This is a genomic window from Enterobacter vonholyi, assembly GCF_040834095.1.
Taxonomy (GTDB): domain Bacteria; phylum Pseudomonadota; class Gammaproteobacteria; order Enterobacterales; family Enterobacteriaceae; genus Enterobacter; species Enterobacter vonholyi.
Genome location: NZ_CP162152.1, coordinates 1,684,150 through 1,704,727 on the forward strand (window position 1 = coordinate 1,684,150; position 20,578 = coordinate 1,704,727).

The 20,578-nt window shown below is 54.7% G+C and carries 24 protein-coding genes; 23 read left to right on the top strand and 1 reads right to left on the bottom strand.

Annotation, left to right across the window (positions count from 1 at the left end):
• The first annotated feature begins 133 nt into the window (after positions 1 to 133).
• Complete coding sequence (gene rluC, locus AB3N39_RS07960) at positions 134 to 1,081, top strand: 23S rRNA pseudouridine(955/2504/2580) synthase RluC (protein WP_021240761.1); 948 nt, start codon at positions 134 to 136, stop codon at positions 1,079 to 1,081.
• 65 nt (positions 1,082 to 1,146) lie between these two features.
• Here rluC and AB3N39_RS07965 read toward each other — a convergent pair whose 3' ends face one another.
• Positions 1,147 to 1,731 (bottom strand): nucleoside triphosphate pyrophosphatase, encoded by a 585-nt coding sequence (locus tag AB3N39_RS07965; RefSeq protein ID WP_367897198.1) that lies wholly within the window; start codon positions 1,729 to 1,731, stop codon positions 1,147 to 1,149.
• A gap of 140 nt (positions 1,732 to 1,871) precedes the next feature.
• Here AB3N39_RS07965 and yceD point away from each other — a divergent pair, with 140 nt between their 5' ends.
• The 22 genes from yceD (at position 1,872) to AB3N39_RS08075 (ending at position 20,531) form a co-directional block, all read left to right on the top strand.
• Positions 1,872 to 2,393 carry a 23S rRNA accumulation protein YceD gene (gene yceD / locus AB3N39_RS07970; RefSeq protein WP_367897199.1) on the top strand — a complete coding sequence of 174 codons (522 nt, stop codon included), beginning with the start codon at positions 1,872 to 1,874 and terminating at the stop codon, positions 2,391 to 2,393.
• A gap of 16 nt (positions 2,394 to 2,409) precedes the next feature.
• A complete protein-coding gene (rpmF, locus tag AB3N39_RS07975) occupies positions 2,410 to 2,583 on the top strand; it encodes a 50S ribosomal protein L32 (protein WP_003857964.1) in 174 nt (57 codons plus the stop codon).
• Between the two features lie 80 nt (positions 2,584 to 2,663).
• Positions 2,664 to 3,698, top strand: coding sequence for a phosphate acyltransferase PlsX (plsX, locus tag AB3N39_RS07980; RefSeq protein ID WP_060568787.1), 1,035 nt, complete (start codon positions 2,664 to 2,666; stop codon positions 3,696 to 3,698).
• A gap of 6 nt (positions 3,699 to 3,704) precedes the next feature.
• Positions 3,705 to 4,658, top strand: coding sequence for a beta-ketoacyl-ACP synthase III (locus tag AB3N39_RS07985; protein ID WP_115874729.1), 954 nt, complete (start codon positions 3,705 to 3,707; stop codon positions 4,656 to 4,658).
• Positions 4,659 to 4,673: 15 nt separating this feature from the next.
• Positions 4,674 to 5,603, top strand: coding sequence for an ACP S-malonyltransferase (gene fabD / locus AB3N39_RS07990; RefSeq protein ID WP_111965541.1), 930 nt, complete (start codon positions 4,674 to 4,676; stop codon positions 5,601 to 5,603).
• A 12-nt stretch (positions 5,604 to 5,615) separates the two neighbouring features.
• Positions 5,616 to 6,350, top strand: coding sequence for a 3-oxoacyl-ACP reductase FabG (gene fabG / locus AB3N39_RS07995; RefSeq protein ID WP_008500795.1), 735 nt, complete (start codon positions 5,616 to 5,618; stop codon positions 6,348 to 6,350).
• Between the two features lie 153 nt (positions 6,351 to 6,503).
• Positions 6,504 to 6,740 (top strand): acyl carrier protein, encoded by a 237-nt coding sequence (acpP, locus tag AB3N39_RS08000; RefSeq protein WP_003857954.1) that lies wholly within the window; start codon positions 6,504 to 6,506, stop codon positions 6,738 to 6,740.
• Between the two features lie 91 nt (positions 6,741 to 6,831).
• Complete coding sequence (fabF, locus tag AB3N39_RS08005; protein WP_032639670.1) at positions 6,832 to 8,073, top strand: beta-ketoacyl-ACP synthase II; 1,242 nt, start codon at positions 6,832 to 6,834, stop codon at positions 8,071 to 8,073.
• 120 nt (positions 8,074 to 8,193) lie between these two features.
• Entirely contained in the window at positions 8,194 to 9,003 is an 810-nt protein-coding gene (pabC, locus tag AB3N39_RS08010) for an aminodeoxychorismate lyase (RefSeq protein ID WP_133294166.1), read from the top strand.
• A gap of 2 nt (positions 9,004 to 9,005) precedes the next feature.
• Positions 9,006 to 10,028, top strand: a complete 1,023-nt coding sequence (gene yceG, locus AB3N39_RS08015) for a cell division protein YceG (protein ID WP_111965543.1) — start codon at positions 9,006 to 9,008, stop codon at positions 10,026 to 10,028.
• Positions 10,018 to 10,659, top strand: coding sequence for a dTMP kinase (gene tmk / locus AB3N39_RS08020; RefSeq protein WP_133294167.1), 642 nt, complete (start codon positions 10,018 to 10,020; stop codon positions 10,657 to 10,659). The genes yceG and tmk overlap by 11 nt, the downstream gene beginning before the upstream one ends.
• On the top strand, positions 10,656 to 11,660 hold the full coding sequence (gene holB, locus AB3N39_RS08025) for a DNA polymerase III subunit delta' (protein WP_288462176.1): 1,005 nt from the start codon (positions 10,656 to 10,658) through the stop codon (positions 11,658 to 11,660). The genes tmk and holB overlap by 4 nt, the downstream gene beginning before the upstream one ends.
• A 10-nt stretch (positions 11,661 to 11,670) precedes the next feature.
• Complete coding sequence (locus AB3N39_RS08030; RefSeq protein ID WP_248173490.1) at positions 11,671 to 12,465, top strand: metal-dependent hydrolase; 795 nt, start codon at positions 11,671 to 11,673, stop codon at positions 12,463 to 12,465.
• 297 nt (positions 12,466 to 12,762) lie between these two features.
• Positions 12,763 to 14,196, top strand: a complete 1,434-nt coding sequence (ptsG, locus tag AB3N39_RS08035; protein ID WP_023311158.1) for a PTS glucose transporter subunit IIBC — start codon at positions 12,763 to 12,765, stop codon at positions 14,194 to 14,196.
• Between the two features lie 246 nt (positions 14,197 to 14,442).
• On the top strand, positions 14,443 to 14,802 hold the full coding sequence (gene hinT / locus AB3N39_RS08040; protein WP_367897200.1) for a purine nucleoside phosphoramidase: 360 nt from the start codon (positions 14,443 to 14,445) through the stop codon (positions 14,800 to 14,802).
• Position 14,803: 1 nt separating this feature from the next.
• Positions 14,804 to 15,178 carry a YcfL family protein gene (locus tag AB3N39_RS08045; RefSeq protein ID WP_111965547.1) on the top strand — a complete coding sequence of 125 codons (375 nt, stop codon included), beginning with the start codon at positions 14,804 to 14,806 and terminating at the stop codon, positions 15,176 to 15,178.
• Positions 15,179 to 15,188: 10 nt separating this feature from the next.
• A complete protein-coding gene (gene lpoB, locus AB3N39_RS08050) occupies positions 15,189 to 15,836 on the top strand; it encodes a penicillin-binding protein activator LpoB (protein ID WP_047650878.1) in 648 nt (215 codons plus the stop codon).
• Positions 15,817 to 16,641: a thiamine kinase gene (thiK, locus tag AB3N39_RS08055; RefSeq protein WP_136194686.1), complete on the top strand. Its 825-nt coding sequence runs from the start codon at positions 15,817 to 15,819 to the stop codon at positions 16,639 to 16,641. Before lpoB ends, thiK begins: the two co-directional genes overlap by 20 nt.
• Positions 16,642 to 16,652: 11 nt before the next feature.
• Positions 16,653 to 17,678 carry a beta-N-acetylhexosaminidase gene (gene nagZ, locus AB3N39_RS08060; RefSeq protein ID WP_136195008.1) on the top strand — a complete coding sequence of 342 codons (1,026 nt, stop codon included), beginning with the start codon at positions 16,653 to 16,655 and terminating at the stop codon, positions 17,676 to 17,678.
• Between the two features lie 34 nt (positions 17,679 to 17,712).
• Positions 17,713 to 18,255, top strand: coding sequence for an alpha/beta hydrolase YcfP (ycfP, locus tag AB3N39_RS08065; protein ID WP_008500781.1), 543 nt, complete (start codon positions 17,713 to 17,715; stop codon positions 18,253 to 18,255).
• A gap of 238 nt (positions 18,256 to 18,493) precedes the next feature.
• Complete coding sequence (locus AB3N39_RS08070) at positions 18,494 to 19,798, top strand: NAD(P)/FAD-dependent oxidoreductase (protein WP_127730402.1); 1,305 nt, start codon at positions 18,494 to 18,496, stop codon at positions 19,796 to 19,798.
• 193 nt (positions 19,799 to 19,991) lie between these two features.
• The gene (locus AB3N39_RS08075; RefSeq protein WP_008500779.1) at positions 19,992 to 20,531 is read left to right on the top strand and encodes a glycine zipper 2TM domain-containing protein; all 540 of its coding nucleotides are present in this window, start codon (positions 19,992 to 19,994) and stop codon (positions 20,529 to 20,531) included.
• Positions 20,532 to 20,578 lie beyond the last annotated feature (47 nt).

The following is a 20,578-nucleotide window of genomic DNA, read 5'->3' on the forward strand; positions in this document are numbered from 1 at the left end:
CACTTCAGAATGGCGATTGGTTTAATAACCACCAAATCGGTTGCGCGAAACGGGTAGCAGGCCGGATAAAAGTAAATATAAGCATAGAAAAATGAGTGGCGCTAATGGCTGACGATATTTAGAATCGCCAACCATGAAAACAGAGACTCCAGCCGTAAAAATGGTTGCCATTGCCGAAGATGAAGCGGGGCAGCGTATCGATAACTTTTTGCGCACCCAGCTAAAAGGGGTGCCAAAGAGCATGATTTACCGCATTCTGCGTAAGGGCGAGGTGCGGGTTAACAAAAAACGCGTGAAGCCCGAGTACAAACTCGAAGCCGGTGACGAAGTGCGTATTCCACCGGTGCGCGTGGCAGAGCGTGAAGAAGAGACCGTATCACCGAAGCTACAGAAAGTGGCGGCCCTGAGTGATGTGATCCTTTATGAAGACGACCACATTCTGGTGCTGAACAAACCGTCAGGGACGGCTGTTCATGGCGGTAGCGGTCTGAGCTTCGGGGTGATTGAAGGGCTGCGTGCCCTGCGCCCGGAAGCGCGCTTCCTTGAACTGGTGCATCGTCTTGACCGCGACACCTCTGGCGTTCTGCTGGTGGCGAAAAAGCGTTCCGCGCTGCGTTCTCTGCATGAACAGCTGCGTGAAAAAGGGATGCAGAAAGACTATCTGGCGCTGGTGCGCGGCCAGTGGCAGTCCCATGTTAAAGTGGTGCAGGCGCCGCTGCTGAAAAATATTCTGCAAAGCGGTGAGCGTATTGTCCGCGTGAGCCAGGAAGGGAAACCGTCTGAGACGCGCTTTAAGGTTGAAGAGCGGTATGAGTTTGCCACGCTGGTGCGCTGCAGTCCGGTGACCGGCCGCACCCACCAGATCCGCGTGCATACGCAGTTTGCAGGGCATCCCATCGCGTTTGATGACCGCTATGGCGACCGCGAGTTTGATAAGCAGCTGGCGGGAACGGGGCTGTCGCGTCTGTTCCTGCATGCGGCAGCGCTGAAGTTTACCCATCCGAATACCGGTGAAGTGATCCGTATTGAAGCGCCGCTGGATGAGCAGCTGAAACGCTGTCTTAAGGTTTTGCGCGGCTGATTTTGCCTTCCTCCCTCTCCCTGTGGGAGAGGGGCGGGTGAGGGCATCAGGCCGCAACGTCCCAGTCACATCGTCAGCGGATTACACTCTTCTCGTCTTAACATCTGACACAGGGCAATTAGCGGTAACCCCACCAGGGTGTTGGGATCCCGACCGTCCAGCTTGTCGAAAAGTGCAATCCCCAATCCTTCACTTTTAAAGCTCCCCGCGCAGTTCAGCGGTCGCTCACGGCGCACATAATCCATAATCTCCTGCTCGCTGAGATGGCGGAAGTGCACGTCGAACGGTTCGCATTCAGTTTGCAGATGACCGGAAGCGGAGTTGTAAAGCGCCAGGCCGGTATAAAAGGTCACGATACTGCCTCGTGCACATAGAAGCTGCTGGCAGGCGTTCTCCTCCGTATGGGGCTTGCCGGTGATTTCGCCGTCCAGTACGCAAACCTGATCGGAGCCTATAATCAAATGTGCGGGGTAACGTGCTGCCAGCGACTGCGCTTTCTCTTTAGCGAGACGCGTCACCAGATGACGCGGTGATTCACCCGGCTGTGGCGTCTCATCAACCTCTGGCGCGGCGCATTCAAACGGGATCCCGAGCTTTTCCAGCAGCATTCGGCGATAGGGAGACGTGGAAGCAAGGACGAGATTTGGCATATTTTTATCACCAGATATAGCGTATCGATGCCAGCCATTTTAAACTACAGGCCGCAATGTGTGCGAATAATTGGCAAAAGGCAGCTCTGGTTGCCTTTTTCTTTGACTCTATGACGTTACAAAGTTAATATGCGCGCCCTATGCAAAAGGTAAAATTACCCCTGACTCTTGATCCGGTTCGTACGGCTCAAAAACGCCTCGATTATGAAGGTATCTATACTTCCGATCAGGCTGAGCGTATTGCCGAATCCGTAGTCAGTGTGGACAGTGATGTAGAATGCTCCATGTCGTTCGCTATCGACAACCAGCGTCTCGCCGTATTAACCGGTGATGCGAAGGTAACGGTAACGCTCGAGTGTCAGCGTTGCGGGAAACCGTTTGTACAGCATGTTCACACAACGTATTGTTTCAGTCCGGTCCGTTCTGACGAACAGGCTGAAGCACTCCCGGAAGCGTATGAGCCGATTGAGGTTAACGAATTCGGTGAAATCGATCTTCTGGCTCTGGTTGAAGATGAAATCATCCTCACCTTGCCAGTAGTTCCGGTGCATGATTATGAACACTGTGAAGTGTCCGAGGCGGACATGGTCTTTGGGGAACTGCCTGATGAAGCGCAAAAACCAAACCCATTTGCCGTATTAGCCAGCTTAAAGCGTAAGTAATTGAGGAGTAAGGTCCATGGCCGTACAACAGAATAAACCAACCCGTTCCAAACGTGGCATGCGTCGTTCCCATGACGCGCTGACCGCAGTTACCAGCCTGTCTGTAGACAAGACTTCTGGTGAGAAACACCTGCGTCACCACATCACCGCTGACGGTTTCTACCGCGGCCGCAAGGTTATCACTAAGTAATCACGCGCAAGCGTGATTAGGCTTAGTGAGGATTTCCCCGTGTAAACGGGGAATTTACCGAACCAGGCTGCGACGATACCTTGACACGTCTAACCCTGGCGTTAGATGTCATGGGGGGAGATTTTGGCCCTTCCGTGACAGTGCCTGCAGCATTGCAGGCACTGAATTCTAATTCGCAACTCACACTTCTTTTAGTCGGCAATCCCGACGCAATCACGCCATTACTCGCAAAAGCTGACTTTGAACAACGTTCGCGTCTGCAGATTATTCCTGCGCAGTCAGTTATTGCCAGTGATGCCCGACCCTCGCAGGCTATTCGCAATAGTCGTGGCAGCTCTATGCGGATAGCGCTGGAGTTGGTGAAAGAAGGGCGAGCCCAGGCTTGCGTTAGCGCGGGGAATACTGGCGCGCTGATGGGGCTGTCGAAATTACTGCTCAAACCTATTGAAGGTATTGAGCGCCCGGCGCTGGTGACGGTATTACCGCATCAGCAGAAGGGCAAGACGGTGGTGCTCGATTTAGGCGCTAACGTCGACTGTGATAGTACTATGCTGGCACAGTTTGCCGTGATGGGATCGGTGCTGGCAGAAGAAGTTGTCGGGATCAACACTCCCCGTGTTGCGTTACTGAACATTGGTGAAGAAGAGACCAAAGGCCTGGACAGCATTCGCGAAGCGGCTGAATTGCTCAAACAGGTTCCCTCCATCAACTATATTGGTTATCTCGAAGCCAATGAGTTGTTGACGGGTAAAACGGATGTTCTGGTGTGCGATGGCTTCACCGGAAACGTCACGTTGAAGACCATGGAAGGGGTCGTGCGCATGTTTCTTTCTCTGCTGAAATCTCAGGGAGAAGGCAAAAAAAGCGCCTGGTGGCTGATTTTATTGAAGCGTTGGCTACAAAAGAGCCTGACGCGGCGATTCAGTCACCTCAACCCCGACCAGTATAATGGCGCCTGTCTGTTAGGATTGCGCGGCATCGTGATTAAGAGTCATGGCGCCGCCAATCAGCGAGCATTTGCTGTCGCGATTGAACAGGCAGTGCAGGCGGTGCAGCGACAAGTCCCTCAGCGGATTGCCGCTCGCCTGGAATCTGTATTAGCTAAAAGTGACTGAGCGTACATGTATACGAAGATTTTAGGTACCGGCAGCTACCTGCCAAAACAAGTGCGTACCAACGCCGATCTGGAAAAAATGGTAGATACGTCTGACGAGTGGATTGTCACGCGCACAGGTATCCGTGAACGTCGTATTGCCGCGCCAGACGAAACCGTGTCGACCATGGGTTACGAAGCCGCACAGCGTGCTATCGAAATGGCGGGCATTGATAAAGAACAGATTGGTTTGATCGTGGTCGCCACGACGTCTGCCACGCATGCATTCCCAAGTGCAGCGTGCCAGGTGCAAAACATGCTCGGCATTAAAGGCTGTCCGGCGTTTGACGTCGCTGCAGCGTGCGCAGGCTTCACCTATGCGCTGAGCGTTGCCGATCAGTACGTGAAATCTGGTGCCGTTAAATATGCGCTGGTGATCGGTGCTGACGTGCTGGCGCGCACCTGCGATCCAACCGATCGCGGAACGATCATTATTTTTGGTGATGGCGCAGGCGCGGTGCTGCTGGGGCAGTCCGAAGAGCCGGGTATCATCTCTACGCATCTGCATGCTGATGGCAGCTACGGCGAGCTGTTGACTCTGCCTAACGCCGATCGCGTTAATCCGGACAACTCGATTTACCTGACCATGGCAGGGAACGAGGTGTTCAAGGTGGCGGTGACTGAGCTGGCACACATCGTTGATGAAACGCTGGAAGCGAATAACCTTGAGCGTTCCTCGCTCGACTGGCTTGTGCCGCATCAGGCGAACCTGCGCATCATCAGCGCGACCGCGAAAAAGCTGGGCATGTCGATGGATAACGTTGTTGTGACCCTGGATCGTCACGGCAACACTTCTGCGGCGTCGGTACCGTGCGCATTTGATGAAGCGGTACGCGATGGACGAATCAAACGGGGCCAGCTGGTCTTGCTTGAAGCCTTCGGTGGCGGGTTCACCTGGGGTTCCGCGCTGGTTCGTTTCTAGGATAAGGAATAAAAAATGACGCAATTTGCTTTTGTGTTCCCGGGCCAGGGCTCTCAAACCGTTGGGATGTTGTCTGAAATGGCAGCAAACTATCCGGTCATTGAAGAGACTTTCCGTGAAGCTTCTGATGCACTGGGTTATGATTTATGGGCGCTGACCCAGCAGGGGCCGGCCGAAGAGCTGAACAAAACCTGGCAGACCCAGCCAGCGCTGCTGACCGCATCTGTTGCGCTGTGGCGCGTCTGGCAGCAGCAGGGCGGTAAAGCGCCAGCGCTGCTCGCAGGCCATAGCCTGGGTGAATACTCTGCGCTGGTGTGCGCCGGCGTGATCGCGTTTGCTGACGCGGTACGTCTGGTGGAACTGCGTGGTAAATTCATGCAGGAAGCGGTGCCGGAAGGCACGGGCGGCATGTCTGCCATTATCGGTCTGGATGATGCTGCAATTGCAAAAGCGTGTGAAGAATCTGCTGAAGGCCAGGTTGTCTCGCCGGTGAACTTCAACTCGCCCGGTCAGGTGGTTATCGCAGGTCATAAAGAAGCGGTTGAACGTGCCGGTGCGGCCTGTAAAGCAGCGGGCGCTAAGCGTGCGCTGCCGCTGCCTGTCAGCGTGCCGTCTCACTGCGCGCTGATGAAGCCTGCTGCCGAGAAGCTGGCGGTTGAGCTGGAAAAAATTACCTTTAACGCACCGACGATTTCTGTCGTGAACAACGTCGATGTGAAATGCGAAACCGCGCCGGAAGCTATCCGTGACGCGCTGGTTCGCCAGCTCTATAGCCCGGTACAGTGGACCAAAACCGTTGAGTTTATGGCCGCACAGGGCGTTGAGCATCTGTATGAAGTCGGCCCAGGTAAAGTCCTCACCGGTCTGACAAAACGTATTGTTGACACCCTGACAGCCTCGGCGATTAACGAGCCGGAAGCGATGTCAGCGGCACTCTCGCAATAAAAGAGGAATACCATGAGTTTTGAAGGAAAAATCGCCCTGGTCACTGGCGCAAGCCGCGGTATCGGGCGTGCAATTGCTGAAACACTGGTTGCGCGCGGCGCGAAGGTGATTGGTACAGCAACCAGCGAGAATGGCGCTCAGGCCATCAGCGAGTATCTGGGTGCAAACGGTAAAGGTCTGGTACTGAATGTGACTGAACCTGCATCTATCGAATCTGTTCTGGAAAATATTCGCGCAGAGTTTGGCGAAGTGGATATTCTGGTAAACAATGCCGGGATCACTCGCGATAACCTGTTAATGCGAATGAAAGACGACGAGTGGAACGATATTATCGAAACCAACCTGTCATCTGTATTCCGTCTGTCAAAAGCGGTAATGCGCGCTATGATGAAAAAGCGTCATGGTCGTATTATCACTGTCGGTTCTGTGGTAGGTACCATGGGAAATGCTGGTCAGGCTAACTACGCTGCGGCGAAAGCAGGTCTGATTGGTTTCAGTAAGTCGCTGGCGCGTGAAGTTGCGTCCCGCGGTATTACGGTAAACGTTGTTGCTCCGGGCTTTATTGAAACGGACATGACGCGTGCGCTGACTGATGAGCAGCGTGCGGGTACGCTGGCGGCAGTTCCGGCGGGTCGTCTTGGCGACCCTAAAGAAATCGCCAGTGCGGTTGCATTTTTAGCCTCTGACGAAGCGGGTTACATCACTGGTGAGACCCTCCACGTCAACGGCGGGATGTATATGGTTTAACCACGATAAAAAAATTTGCGTTATTTGGGTAAAAGGCCTCAAAATAACGTAAAATCGTGGTAAGAACTGCCGGGATTTAGTTGCAAATTTTTCAACATTTTATACACTACGAAAACCATCGCGAAAGCGAGTTTTGATAGGAAATTTAAGAGTATGAGCACTATCGAAGAACGCGTTAAGAAAATTATCGGCGAACAGCTGGGCGTTAAGCAGGAAGAAGTTGTGAACTCCGCTTCCTTCGTTGAAGACCTGGGCGCAGATTCTCTTGACACCGTTGAGCTGGTAATGGCTCTGGAAGAAGAGTTTGATACTGAGATTCCGGACGAAGAAGCTGAGAAGATCACCACCGTTCAGGCTGCCATTGATTACATCAACGGTCACCAGGCGTAAGTGAACATCTCCAGGCGGTCATTCGACCGCCTGAGTTTTATCTTTTTTAGTCCCACGAATCTCTTTTTTTATCCCTCCCTGGAGGACAAACGTGTCTAAGCGTCGTGTAGTTGTGACCGGACTTGGCATGTTGTCTCCTGTCGGCAATACCGTAGAGTCCACCTGGAAAGCTCTCCTTGCCGGTCAGAGCGGCATCAGCCTAATCGACCATTTCGATACTAGCGCCTATGCAACGAAATTTGCTGGCTTAGTAAAGGATTTTAACTGTGAAGAGATCATCTCGCGCAAAGAACAGCGCAAGATGGATGCCTTCATTCAATATGGAATTGTCGCTGGCGTTCAGGCCATGCAGGATTCTGGCCTTGAGATTACGGAAGAGAACGCAACCCGTATCGGCGCCGCTATCGGCTCTGGGATTGGCGGTCTTGGCCTGATCGAGGAAAACCATACATCTCTGATGAATGGCGGCCCGCGTAAGATCAGCCCGTTCTTCGTTCCGTCCACGATTGTTAATATGGTGGCAGGTCACCTGACCATCATGTTCGGCCTGCGTGGGCCAAGCATTTCTATCGCGACCGCCTGTACGTCTGGCGTACATAACATCGGCCAGGCCGCGCGCATTATTGCGTACGGCGATGCAGATGCTATGGTTGCCGGCGGTGCTGAAAAAGCCAGTACCCCGCTGGGTGTTGGCGGTTTCGGCGCAGCCCGTGCGCTGTCTACCCGTAATGATAACCCGCAGGCGGCAAGCCGTCCGTGGGATAAAGACCGTGACGGCTTCGTGCTGGGCGACGGGGCGGGCATGATTGTACTGGAAGAGTACGAACACGCGAAAAAACGCGGTGCGAAAATTTATGCTGAAGTCGTTGGCTTTGGTATGAGCAGCGATGCGTACCACATGACGTCTCCTCCGGAGAACGGTGCAGGTGCTGCGCTGGCGATGGAAAACGCAATCCGTGATGCGGGTATTACCCCGGCTCAGATTGGCTATGTTAACGCGCACGGCACGTCTACTCCTGCAGGCGATAAAGCTGAAGCTCAGGCGGTTAAATCTATCTTCGGCGAGTCTGCCAGCCGCGTACTGGTAAGTTCAACGAAATCCATGACCGGTCACCTGCTGGGCGCGGCGGGTGCAGTAGAGTCAATCTACTCCATCCTTGCGCTGCGCGATCAGGCTGTTCCGCCAACCATCAACCTGGATAACCCGGATGAAGGTTGCGATCTGGACTTCGTTCCTCACGAAGCGCGCCAGGTCAGCGGTATGGAGTATACCCTGTGTAACTCCTTCGGCTTTGGCGGTACCAACGGTTCTCTGATCTTCAAAAAGATCTGATCCTGACGTCCCGATAGCTTTTAAAAAGGTCCGCTTGCCGGGCCTTTTTTATTAAGGCTAATCTTCTTGTCGGCTGCATGACATCCTGCCAGACTAAACGCCCACGCATAAGGAGCCACCATGTTTTTAATCAATGGCCTTGAGCAGGACACGCTGCCTGCCAGCGACAGGGCGATACAGTTCGGTGATGGTTGCTTTACGACGGCGCGCATTCTGGATGGCGATGTCTGCCTGCTGGAGGCGCATATTCGACGCCTGCAGCATGGCTGTGAAAAGCTAATGATCCCTTTTACGCACTGGGACATGCTGCGCCAGGAAATGTGCCAGCTGGCTACGGGGAAGGACAGCGGCGTACTCAAAGTCATTATCAGCCGCGGTAGTGGTGGCCGGGGTTATAGCGCTGCATCGTGTCTCAACCCAACGCGAATCCTCTCCGTATCAGCTTATCCCGCGCATTACTCTCGCTGGCGAGAAGACGGCGTCACGCTGACGCTGAGCCCGGTGCGACTGGGACGAAACCCGATGCTGGCCGGGCTTAAGCATCTCAATCGCCTGGAGCAGGTGCTCATTCGTACTCATCTTGAACAGACGGACGCCGATGAGGCGCTGGTTCTTGACAGCGAAGGGTTCATTACGGAATGCTGTGCGGCTAATTTACTCTGGCGGCAGGGAGGAGAGGTGTTCACTCCGTCGCTGGAACACGCTGGCGTAAATGGGTTAATGCGTCAGTTTTGTCTGGAACAGTTGGCACGCTCTGGCTTTCGCGTTGTCGAAGTTAGTGCAGGAGAAACCGCGCTAAAGGCCGCAGATGAAGTCATCATCTGCAACGCGCTGATGCCTGTTGTACCCGTCCGTGCGTATGGCCAACAACGCTGGTCCTCGCGCGAGCTGTTTCAGTTTTTAGCCCCGATATGTGAGCAAATCAGATAGTCATGAAAAAAATGTTGCGCTTTGTCCTTATCCTCATCGTCGCGCTGGGCATCGCTGGCGGAGCAGGCGTATGGAAAGTTCGCCAGCTGGCTGACAGCAAGATCCTGGTTAAAGACGAAACGATCTTTACCCTGAAAGCGGGAACCGGCCGTCAGGCGCTTGGGGAACAGCTCTATGGCGACAAGATTATTAATCGTCCACGGGTCTTCCAGTGGTTATTGCGCGTGGAGCCTGAGCTGTCACATTTCAAAGCCGGGACCTATCGCTTTACGCCTGGAATGACCGTCAGAGAGATGCTGCAGCTGCTCGAAAGCGGCAAAGAAGCCCAGTTCCCTCTGCGGTTTGTGGAAGGGATGCGCCTGAGCGATTACCTTAAACAGCTGCGCGATGCGCCGTATATCAAACATACGTTAAAAGACGATAGCTATCAGACTGTAGCAGAAGCGCTGAAGCTTGAGCATCCGGAATGGGTGGAAGGCTGGTTCTGGCCAGACACCTGGATGTACACGGCAGGCACGACCGATGTGGCCATCCTTAAGCGGGCGCACAAAAAAATGGTCGCCGCAGTGGATGCCGCCTGGCAGGGGCGAATGGAAGGATTGCCTTACAGCGATCAGAACCAGTTCGTAACCATGGCCTCGATCATTGAGAAAGAGACCGCCGTTGCCGCCGAGCGCGATCGGGTGGCGTCGGTGTTTATCAACCGTCTGCGTATCGGCATGCGTCTGCAAACCGATCCTACCGTTATCTACGGCATGGGCGAGAGCTACGCCGGCAAGATCTCACGAAAAGATCTGGAGACGCCAACGGCGTATAATACCTACGTGATTAGCGGTTTACCGCCAGGCCCGATTGCCACGCCGAGCGAGGCGTCGCTAAAAGCAGCCGCGCATCCGGCTAAAACACCGTATCTCTATTTTGTGGCTGATGGAAAAGGGGGGCATACCTTTAACACCAACCTTGCCAGCCACAACCGCTCTGTTCAGGACTATCTGAAGGCACTTAAGGAAAAAAATGCGCAGTAAATACATTGTCATTGAGGGACTTGAAGGGGCGGGTAAAACCACTGCCCGCAACGTCGTAGTGGATACGCTCAAATCACTTGGCGTGGCGGACATGGTGTTTACCCGTGAGCCGGGCGGCACGCAGCTGGCTGAAAAGCTGCGCAGCCTGGTGCTGGATATTAAATCCGTCGGCGACGAAGTTATCACTGACAAAGCCGAAGTGCTGATGTTCTACGCGGCGCGCGTGCAGCTGGTTGAGACGGTGATCAAACCCGCCCTGGCCGAGGGTAAGTGGGTGATCGGTGACCGTCACGATCTGTCGACTCAGGCGTATCAGGGCGGCGGACGCGGCATCGACCAGACCATGCTGGCAACGCTGCGTAATGCCGTACTGGGAGATTTTCGCCCCGACCTGACGCTCTATCTGGATGTAACCCCGGAAGTGGGCCTCAAGCGTGCCCGCGCGCGCGGCGAGCTGGACCGCATAGAACAAGAGTCGTTTGATTTCTTTAACCGCACCCGTGCGCGCTATCTTGAACTGGCCGCACAGGACAGCTCAATTTGTACCATCGATGCGACGCAATCCCTGGACGACGTCACGCGTGACATTCAGCAAACCGTGACGCAGTGGGTGCAGGAGCAGCAGGCATGAAATGGTATCCATGGTTGCGCCCGCACTTTGAACAGCTGATCGGCAGCTATCAGGCGGGGCGGGGGCATCATGCGTTACTGATTCAGGCATTGCCGGGAATGGGCGATGACGCGTTGATTTATGCCATCACCCGTTTTCTGATGTGCCAGCAGCCGGAAGGGCATAAGAGCTGCGGCAAATGCCGCGGCTGCCAGCTGATGCAGGCGGGTACACATCCTGACTACTACACCCTTGAGCCTGAGAAGGGTAAAAGCGCGCTGGGTATCGATGCCGTGCGGGAAGTCAGTGAAAAATTGTATGAACACGCGCGGCTGGGCGGCGCTAAAGTGGTCTGGCTTAAAGACGCCACGCAGCTGACCGAGGCGGCCGCTAATGCCCTGCTGAAAACCCTGGAAGAGCCACCGGTGAAAACGTGGTTTTTCCTCTCGTGCCGCGATCCGGGACGATTACTGGCGACGCTGCGTAGCCGCTGTCGTCTTCATCACCTTGCGGTTCCTCATGAATCGTGGGCGCTGAGCTGGCTGGAACGAGAGGTGACAACGTCACCTGAGAGCGCGCTGTCCGCCTTGCGCCTGAGCAGCGGCGCGCCTGCGGCGGCGCTGGCATTACTGCAGCCTGACGTCTGGTCAGAGCGAGAAACGCTCTGCCGTGCCATCGAAACGGCACTGAATAACCACGACTGGCTAAGTTTACTGCCTGCGCTTAACAGCGATCGGGCCGTTGATCGGCTGCACTGGCTGGCCTCCTTGCTGCTGGATGCGCTCAAAATCCAGCAAGGGGCAACGCTTTTGACCAACCCGGACGCGTGGCCGCTGGTGAATACGCTGGCGAACCGCCTCTCAGGGACGGTTCTTCACGCTATGCTTCATGAAATTTGCCAAAGCCGTGAACAGCTTTTAACCGTGACGGGGCTTAATCGCGAGCTTTTACTGACCGACCAGTTACTGCGTATCGAACATTACCTGCAACCCGGCGTCACACCGCCTGTTTCCCATCTCTGAGAGAGACATTATGTTTTTAGTCGACTCACACTGCCATCTTGATGGCCTGGATTATCAATCCCTGCATAAAAACGTGGATGACGTGCTGGCAAAAGCCGCTGCCCGCGATGTGAAATTTTGCCTTGCGGTGGCGACGACGCTGCCGGGCTATCGCTCCATGCGTGAGCTGGTGGGCATTCGCGATAACGTGGTGTTCTCCTGCGGCGTGCACCCGCTGAATCAGGACGAGGCCTACGACGTTGAGGATCTTCGCCGCCTGGCAGCAGAAGAGGGCGTGGTGGCGATGGGCGAAACCGGTCTGGACTATTTTTACACGCCGGAAACCAAATCTCGCCAGCAGGAGTCCTTCCGCAACCATATTCGCATTGGCCGCGAACTGAATAAGCCGGTTATCGTCCACACTCGCGATGCACGTGCGGATACGCTGGCGATCCTCCGGGAAGAAAACGTGACGGATTGCGGTGGCGTACTACACTGTTTCACAGAAGACAGAGAAACGGCGGGTAAACTGCTTGATTTGGGGTTTTATATCTCGTTTTCGGGGATCGTGACGTTCCGTAACGCTGAGCAGCTGCGTGATGCTGCACGTTATGTTCCGCTCGATCGCATTCTGGTGGAGACAGATTCTCCGTACCTGGCACCGGTACCGCATCGCGGTAAAGAGAACCAGCCCGCAATGACCAGAGATGTGGCTGAGTATATGGCCGTTCTGAAGGGCGTCAGTATCGATGAGCTGGCCCGCGTGACGACGGAAAACTTCTCCGCGCTGTTCCATATTGACCCCGCCCGCCTGCAATCTGTCTGATACACCTGTTTTTTTTAGGCTCGTAATTAATAAGTAAAGCGAGTAAAGTTCACCGCCTCATTTGGGGCGGTGAGGGTGTTTTTAGACACATCCGGACATGCTTTTTGTAAATAACTGAAAGTTTTTCGACCGCCTTAAGCTGAAACGTGATAGCCGTCAAACAAACTCAGAGGGAATTATTTTACTCTGTGTAATAAATAAAGGGCGCTTAGATGTCCTGTCCACGGCACGGTACTCCCCCCGGGCCAATGCGTGAAAGCGTAAAAAAAGCACAAATACTCAGGAGCACTCTCAATTATGTTTAAGAATGCATTTGCTAACCTGCAAAAGGTCGGTAAATCGCTGATGCTGCCAGTATCCGTACTGCCTATCGCAGGTATCCTGCTGGGTGTCGGTTCTGCTAACTTCAGCTGGCTGCCAGCCGTAGTGTCCCACGTGATGGCCGAAGCAGGCGGTTCTGTCTTTGCTAACATGCCACTGATCTTCGCGATCGGTGTGGCTCTGGGCTTCACCAATAACGACGGCGTTTCTGCGCTGGCTGCAGTGGTTGCCTACGGCATCATGGTGAAAACCATGGCTGTTGTTGCGCCGCTGGTTCTGCATTTACCGGCAGAAGAGATCGCCGCGAAACACCTGGCAGACACCGGTGTTCTGGGCGGTATCATCTCCGGTGCGATTGCAGCGTATATGTTTAACCGCTTCTATCGCATCAAGCTGCCTGAGTATCTGGGCTTCTTTGCGGGCAAGCGTTTCGTTCCGATCATTTCTGGTCTGGCAGCGATTTTCACTGGCGTGATCCTGTCCTTCATCTGGCCACCAATCGGCTCTGCTATCCAGACCTTCTCTCAGTGGGCTGCTTACCAGAACCCGGTTGTGGCGTTTGGTATCTACGGCTTCATCGAGCGTTGCCTGGTGCCATTCGGTCTGCACCACATCTGGAACGTTCCTTTCCAGATGCAGATTGGTGAATTCACCAACGCGGCAGGCCAGGTATTCCACGGCGATATCCCACGTTACATGGCGGGCGACCCAACTGCAGGTAAACTGTCTGGTGGCTTCCTGTTCAAAATGTACGGTCTGCCAGCAGCGGCGATTGCTATCTGGCACTCTGCTAAGCCAGAGAACCGTGCAAAAGTGGGCGGTATTATGATCTCCGCAGCGCTGACCTCGTTCCTGACCGGTATCACCGAGCCGATCGAGTTCTCCTTCATGTTCGTTGCGCCGATCCTGTACGTTATCCACGCGATTCTGGCGGGCCTGGCGTTCCCAATCTGTATCCTGCTGGGTATGCGTGACGGTACGTCCTTCTCTCACGGCCTGATCGACTTCATCGTTCTGTCCGGTAACAGCAGCAAACTGTGGCTGTTCCCAATCGTGGGTGCGTGCTATGCCGTTGTTTACTACACCATCTTCCGCGTGCTGATTAAAGCACTGGACCTGAAAACTCCGGGTCGTGAAGATGCGACAGAAGACAGCAAAGCTGGCGCTACCAGCGAAATGGCTCCGGCACTGGTCGCAGCGTTCGGCGGTAAAGAGAACATCACTAACCTGGACGCGTGCATCACTCGTCTGCGTGTGAGCGTTGCCGACGTAGCGAAAGTAGACCAGCCGGGTCTGAAAAAACTGGGCGCAGCGGGCGTAGTTGTTGCAGGTTCTGGTGTACAGGCAATCTTCGGTACCAAATCCGATAACCTGAAAACCGAAATGGATGAGTACATCCGCAGCAACTAAGTTGTGACCTGGGGAGACTAAGGCAGCCGAATGGCTGCCTTTTTTATTTGTGTCTTAAAAACGCCACTGAGGCACAAGAGCGGTCACTCTTCAGTCAGCTGATGAACATTCAGGAAAGAAATCGAGGGAGGAGGTTGAAAGGACAGGATAAACTCGCTCATACTCTTGCATTGTGTCACACACCGATCCCGGGAGTGTGTTTACAGCGGACGCATTGCGCCAGATTAAACAAAAAAGGAAAAGGTCATGGCTGAAGAAACGATTTTCAGTAAAATTATCCGCCGCGAAATTCCGTCGGATATCGTCTATCAGGATGAACTGGTGACGGCTTTCCGGGACATTTCCCCTCAGGCCCCGACGCACATCCTTATTATTCCCAATATTCTGATTCCGACTGTAAACGACGTAAAAACCGAGCATGAAGTGGCGTTAGGTCGTATGCTGACGGTGGCCGCGAAAATCGCTGAACAGGAAGGCATTGCACAAGACGGTTATCGTCTGATCATGAACTGCAACCGTCACGGTGGTCAGGAAGTTTATCATATTCACATGCATCTGCTGGGTGGTCGTCCTCTGGGACCGATGCTGACACATAAAGGTCTTTGACATGCTTAAAGGGCGTATTGCAGCGCTGATAATGACGATGATGATTGTGGGGTGCAGCTCGCGCCCGGCGATCCCCGTGAATGATGAACAGACGCTGGTCATGGAATCCTCCGTGCTTGCCGCGGGCATCACGGCGCAACAGCCCGCGTTGACTATCAGTGAAATCAACTCATCTGCCTCCTCTACGCTCTTTAATGAAAGACATGAGCCCGTGACGGTCCACTACCGTTTTTTCTGGTATGACGTAAGAGGTCTTGAAATGCATCCGCTGGAGGCGCCTCGCAGCGTCACCATTCCGGCCAGGTCGTCGGTAACGCTCTATGGCAGCGCCAACTATCTGGGTGCACATAAGGTGAGACTTTATCTTTATCTCTGAGGGGTGAACCTTGATTAAAAATTTGAGCCGCTATGCGCTCGTGACAGCTTTCGCTCTGTTCCTGGCAGGGTGTGTGACCCGAACTGAACAGCCAGCGCCGGTGGAAGAGGCGAAACCGGGCACTGAACAGCCGACGCCGCCAACGCAGCAGCAGCCAACCGTGCCGTCTGTGCCGTCTATTCCGTCACAGCCAGGCCCGATTGAACATCCGGACCAGACGTCACAACCCACGCCGCGCGTGCGCCATTACGACTGGAACGGCGCAATGCAGCCCATGGTCGGCAAAATGCTGCAGGCACAGGGCGTGACGGCAGGGAGCGTGTTGCTGGTCGACAGCGTGAACAACCGTACCAACGGTTCGCTGAATGCGGGTGAAGCGACGGAAACTCTGCGCAATGCCCTGGCAAACAACGGTAAGTTTACGCTGGTCTCAGCTCAACAGCTCGCGGTAGCCAAACAGCAGCTGGGCCTTTCGCCGCAGGATAGCCTCGGTACCCGCAGCAAGGCGATCGGTATTGCCCGTAACGTTGGCGCACAGTATGTGCTTTACTCTAACGCCACCGGTAACGTGAATACACCAGCCCTGCAGATGCAGCTGATGCTGGTTCAGACAGGCGAAATTATCTGGTCAGGTAAAGGTGCGGTTACGCAACAATGACAGCACGCTTGAAGAGATTCTGACGCGCTATTTTCCTCAGTACCGCCTTATCGCGCCGCAGGCCCATTCCGGGCTTGGCGGCGCGAGTTGCATTATAGCGCAGGGCGAACAACGTCTGGTCTTGCGGCAAAACCATGACCCCGATGCGCCTGCCTCCCATTTCCGTCGTCAGTTTCGCGCCCTGAGGCGTCTACCGTCAGATCTCGTGCCTGCCCCTCGTTTTTTCAGACAGGGCTGGATGGCCGTCGACTATCTGGAAGGTGATGTTAAAAGCGCGCTGCCGGACACGCCTGTGCTCGCGGCGATGCTGTATCATCTGCACCAGCAGCCACGACTGGGATGGCGAATTACGTTATTCCCGCTGCTTGAACACTACTGGCAGCAGGCCCTGCCTGACAGGCGCACCCCAATGTGGCTGGCGCATCTCAAGCGGCTGCATAAAACGGGCGAGCCGCAGCCGATACGGCTCTCGCCGCTGCACATGGATGTTCATGCCGGAAATATTGTGCATACGTCAGCGGGCATCAGGCTTATCGACTGGGAATATGCCGGAGATGGCGATGTGGCGCTGGAGCTGGCGGCCGTCTGGACGGAGAGTGAAGCCGCGCGGCAGATGCTCATCATGGACTACGCCCAGGTAGCACACATTAACGCCGACGCGCTGAAGCGTCAGGTTAAACGCTGGCGACCCTGGGTCGTCATGTTAATGGCTGGCTGGTTTGAAATGCGCTATCGGCAGTCCAGAGACAAACAATTTATTGCGCTGGCAGACGATGCCTGGCGTCAGTTACAAACTAAAGGATAAGAGAGGTGGATGTGGGTCCAGTCATGTTGGATGTAGAAGGGTTTGAGCTGGATGCGGAGGAGCGTGAAATTCTGGCGCATCCGCTGGTGGGGGGGCTTATCCTGTTTACCCGCAACTATCACGATCCGGCGCAGCTGCGTGAGCTGGTGCGTCAGATCCGCGCCGCGTCGCGCAACCATCTGGTGGTCGCCGTCGATCAGGAAGGCGGACGCGTGCAGCGTTTTCGCGAAGGATTTACCCGCCTGCCGGCAGCCCAGTCTTTTGCCGCGCTGCTCGGCACGGAAGAGGGCGGGAAACTGGCGCAGGAGGCCGGCTGGCTGATGGCTAGCGAAATGATTGCCATGGATATCGACATCAGTTTTGCCCCGGTTCTGGACGTGGGGCATATCAGCGCCGCCATTGGCGAGCGCTCGTACCATGACGATCCGCGTATTGCGCTGACCATGGCGACCCGGTTCATTGACGGCATGCACGAAGCCGGAATGAAAACCACCGGCAAACACTTCCCGGGCCATGGGGCCGTGACGGCGGACTCGCATAAAGAGACCCCTCGCGATCCGCGCCCGGAAGCGGAAATTCGCGCCAAAGATATGTCGGTGTTCAGGTCGCTTATCACCGACAACAAGCTTGATGCCATCATGCCTGCGCACGTGATTTATAGCGACGTTGACCCGCGCCCTGCCAGCGGCTCTCCGCACTGGCTGAAAACCGTTTTGCGTCAGGAGCTGGGCTTCAATGGCGTGATCTTCTCTGATGATTTATCGATGGAAGGGGCGGCGATCATGGGCAGCTACGCTGAGCGCGGTCAGGCGTCGCTGGATGCAGGTTGCGATATGATCCTGGTCTGCAATAATCGTAAAGGTGCCGTTAGCGTGCTGGATAACCTGTCGCCGATCAAAGCTGAGCGTGTTACAAAATTGTATCATAAAGGTTCATTTAGCCGTCAGGAGCTGATGGATTCGGCGCGCTGGAAGACGGTCAACGCCCGGCTTGAAGACCTGAATGAGCGCTGGCAGGCACATAAAGCCAGCCTGTAAACCCTCCCGGAAGGCGTAGCGTGGTGAGAAGACGATGATCATCTATTTACACGGTTTTGACTCAAACAGCCCTGGTAATCATGAGAAGGTGCTGCAGCTGCAGTTTATCGATCCGGATGTACGGTTGATCAGCTACAGCACGCGCCATCCGAAGCACGATATGCAGCATCTGCTCAAAGAGGTAGACAAGATGTTGCAGCTCAACGTCGACGATCGCCCGTTGATCTGCGGCGTGGGGCTGGGCGGCTACTGGGCGGAGCGCATTGGCTTCCTGTGCGACATCCGTCAGGTAGTATTCAATCCTAACCTGTTCCCGAACGAGAACATGGAAGGCAAAATTGACCGCCCGGAAGAGTATGTCGATATTGCAACCAAGTGCGTGAGTAATTTTCGTGAGAAAAACCGTGACCGCTGTCTGGTGATCCTGTCGCGTAACGATGAGGCGCTCAACAGCCACCGGGCGGCAGAGCTGCTGCATCATTATTACGAAATTGTCTGGGACGAAGAACAGACCCACAAGTTCAAAAACATCTCCCCGCACCTGCAGCGTATCAAGGCATTTAAAACGCTGGGTTAATTCCTTGCCTGCAGGCGTCGAAGCCCGGCCGTGAAAGCGTGCCGGGCTTTCTTTTTGACCAGAATTGTCTACTTTTAAGCCATCAAAACTTGATGCATATCAATTTTGGTATGACCAATGCGCCTGACGTGGTATTCTCAATGCACCTGAATGGTTTCAGTGCTGTAACCTGTTGTTAATTAAGGGTTATTTTTATAACTTTTAATTAACAATTGGTTAATAATTTGAGGGGGTCACGTTGACTACGCCATTGAAAAAGATAGTGATTGTAGGCGGTGGTGCTGGCGGGCTGGAGCTGGCGACACAGTTGGGCAAGAAGCTGGGTCGCGGTAAAAAAGCCAAAATCACGCTCGTGGATCGTAACCACAGCCACCTGTGGAAACCGCTGCTGCACGAAGTGGCGACCGGCTCTCTGGACGAGGGCGTGGACGCGCTCAGCTATCTGGCGCACGCGCGCAACCACCATTTCCAGTTCCAGCTGGGCTCGGTGGTGGACATCAACCGTGAAAGCAAAACCATCACCCTGGCAGAGCTGCGCGATGAAAAAGGGGAGCTGCTGGTTCCCGAGCGTAAACTGGCGTATGACACGCTGGTCATGGCGCTGGGCAGTACCTCCAACGACTTCAACACGCCGGGCGTGAAAGAGCACTGTATCTTCCTCGATAACCCGCACCAGGCGCGTCGTTTCCATCAGGAAATGCTGAACCTGTTTCTGAAGTACACCAGCAATATGGGTGCGAATGGTAAGGTGAATATCGCCATTGTTGGCGGCGGTGCGACGGGCGTTGAGCTGTCTGCGGAGCTGCACAATGCGGTGAAGCAGCTGCACAGCTACGGTTACAAAGGATTAACGAATGAAGCGCTGAACGTCACGCTGGTCGAAGCCGGTGAACGCATTCTGCCTGCGCTGCCTCCGCGTATTTCCGGTGCGGCGCACAATGAACTCACCAAGCTGGGCGTGCGGGTGCTGACGCAGACCATGGTGACCAGCGCCGACGAAGGCGGCCTGCACACCAAAGACGGCGAGTATATCAAAGCGGATCTGATGGTCTGGGCGGCCGGCATCAAAGCGCCTGACTTTATGAAAGATATCGGCGGTCTGGAAACCAACCGCATTAACCAGCTGGTAACCGAGCCAACGCTGCAAACCACGCGTGATCCTGAAATCTTTGCTATCGGTGACTGCGCCTCCTGCGCGCGTCCTGAAGGTGGATTTGTGCCGCCGCGCGCGCAGGCCGCACACCAGATGGCAAGCCTGGTCCTGCACAACATTCTGGCGCAGTACAAAGGCAAGCCAATGAAGGCCTATGTCTACAAAGACCATGGTTCTCTGGTGTCTCTGTCAAACTTCTCTACCGTCGGCAGCCTGATGGGTAACCTGATGCGCGGCTCGATGATGGTAGAAGGGCGCATTGCCCGCTTCGTGTATATCTCCCTCTACCGTATGCACCAGATTGCGCTGCACGGCTATTTCAAAACCGGGCTGATGATGCTGGTCGGCAGAATCAACCGCGTGATCCGTCCGCGTCTGAAGCTGCACTAATCTTTCACTCCCTCCGGGCTCTCCGGAGGGAGTTTTTAGCATTTCATGCTGTAGATCACAGATTGAGTGCTTAAGAGTTCTCCTAAATACAATATATCTCCTCTGAACGCCCCTTTTTTGATCCTTTATCTGATTGGCGAAGCCGTGCCTCCATTGCAAAATTGTTACCAATAGCAACAAAGGAGGAAGTCCCGTGAATAAATCAATGTTGGCGGGTATAGGGATTGGCGTCGCGGCTGCGTTAGGTGTGGCTGCCGTTGCCAGTCTCAACGTATTAGATCGCGGCCCGCAGTATGCGCAGGTGGTTTCTGCTACACCGATTAAAGAAACGGTAAAAACGCCTCGTCAGGAGTGCCGTAACGTCTCCGTGACGCATCGTCGTCCGGTGCAGGATGAAAACCGTATCGCCGGTTCTGTTCTGGGCGCGGTAGCGGGTGGCGTGATTGGTCACCAGTTCGGCGGCGGCCGGGGTAAAGATGTGGCGACCGTGGTCGGCGCGCTGGGTGGCGGCTATGCCGGTAACCAGGTGCAGGGCGCGATGCAGGATAACGATACCTACACCACGACTCAGCAGCGCTGCAAAACCGTCTATGACAAGTCGGAAAAAATGCTGGGCTATGACGTGACGTACAAAATTGGCGATCAGCAGGGCAAAATCCGCATGGATAAAGACCCGGGCACGCAAATTCCACTGGATGGAAATGGCCAGCTGGTTCTGAATAACAAAGTGTAAAAAAGATGTTCTCTGAATTTAGCTCCTCATGCGCTCAGGCTGAGGAG

Coding starts and splice junctions, on each gene's coding strand:
- rluC (WP_021240761.1), top strand. CDS start 134: ATGAAAACAGAGACTCCAGCCGTAAAAATGGTTGCCATTGCCGAAGAT.
- AB3N39_RS07965 (WP_367897198.1), bottom strand. CDS start 1,731: ATGCCAAATCTCGTCCTTGCTTCCACGTCTCCCTATCGCCGAATGCTG.
- yceD (WP_367897199.1), top strand. CDS start 1,872: ATGCAAAAGGTAAAATTACCCCTGACTCTTGATCCGGTTCGTACGGCT.
- rpmF (WP_003857964.1), top strand. CDS start 2,410: ATGGCCGTACAACAGAATAAACCAACCCGTTCCAAACGTGGCATGCGT.
- AB3N39_RS07985 (WP_115874729.1), top strand. CDS start 3,705: ATGTATACGAAGATTTTAGGTACCGGCAGCTACCTGCCAAAACAAGTG.
- fabD (WP_111965541.1), top strand. CDS start 4,674: ATGACGCAATTTGCTTTTGTGTTCCCGGGCCAGGGCTCTCAAACCGTT.
- fabG (WP_008500795.1), top strand. CDS start 5,616: ATGAGTTTTGAAGGAAAAATCGCCCTGGTCACTGGCGCAAGCCGCGGT.
- acpP (WP_003857954.1), top strand. CDS start 6,504: ATGAGCACTATCGAAGAACGCGTTAAGAAAATTATCGGCGAACAGCTG.
- pabC (WP_133294166.1), top strand. CDS start 8,194: ATGTTTTTAATCAATGGCCTTGAGCAGGACACGCTGCCTGCCAGCGAC.
- yceG (WP_111965543.1), top strand. CDS start 9,006: ATGAAAAAAATGTTGCGCTTTGTCCTTATCCTCATCGTCGCGCTGGGC.
- tmk (WP_133294167.1), top strand. CDS start 10,018: ATGCGCAGTAAATACATTGTCATTGAGGGACTTGAAGGGGCGGGTAAA.
- holB (WP_288462176.1), top strand. CDS start 10,656: ATGAAATGGTATCCATGGTTGCGCCCGCACTTTGAACAGCTGATCGGC.
- AB3N39_RS08030 (WP_248173490.1), top strand. CDS start 11,671: ATGTTTTTAGTCGACTCACACTGCCATCTTGATGGCCTGGATTATCAA.
- ptsG (WP_023311158.1), top strand. CDS start 12,763: ATGTTTAAGAATGCATTTGCTAACCTGCAAAAGGTCGGTAAATCGCTG.
- hinT (WP_367897200.1), top strand. CDS start 14,443: ATGGCTGAAGAAACGATTTTCAGTAAAATTATCCGCCGCGAAATTCCG.
- AB3N39_RS08045 (WP_111965547.1), top strand. CDS start 14,804: ATGCTTAAAGGGCGTATTGCAGCGCTGATAATGACGATGATGATTGTG.
- ycfP (WP_008500781.1), top strand. CDS start 17,713: ATGATCATCTATTTACACGGTTTTGACTCAAACAGCCCTGGTAATCAT.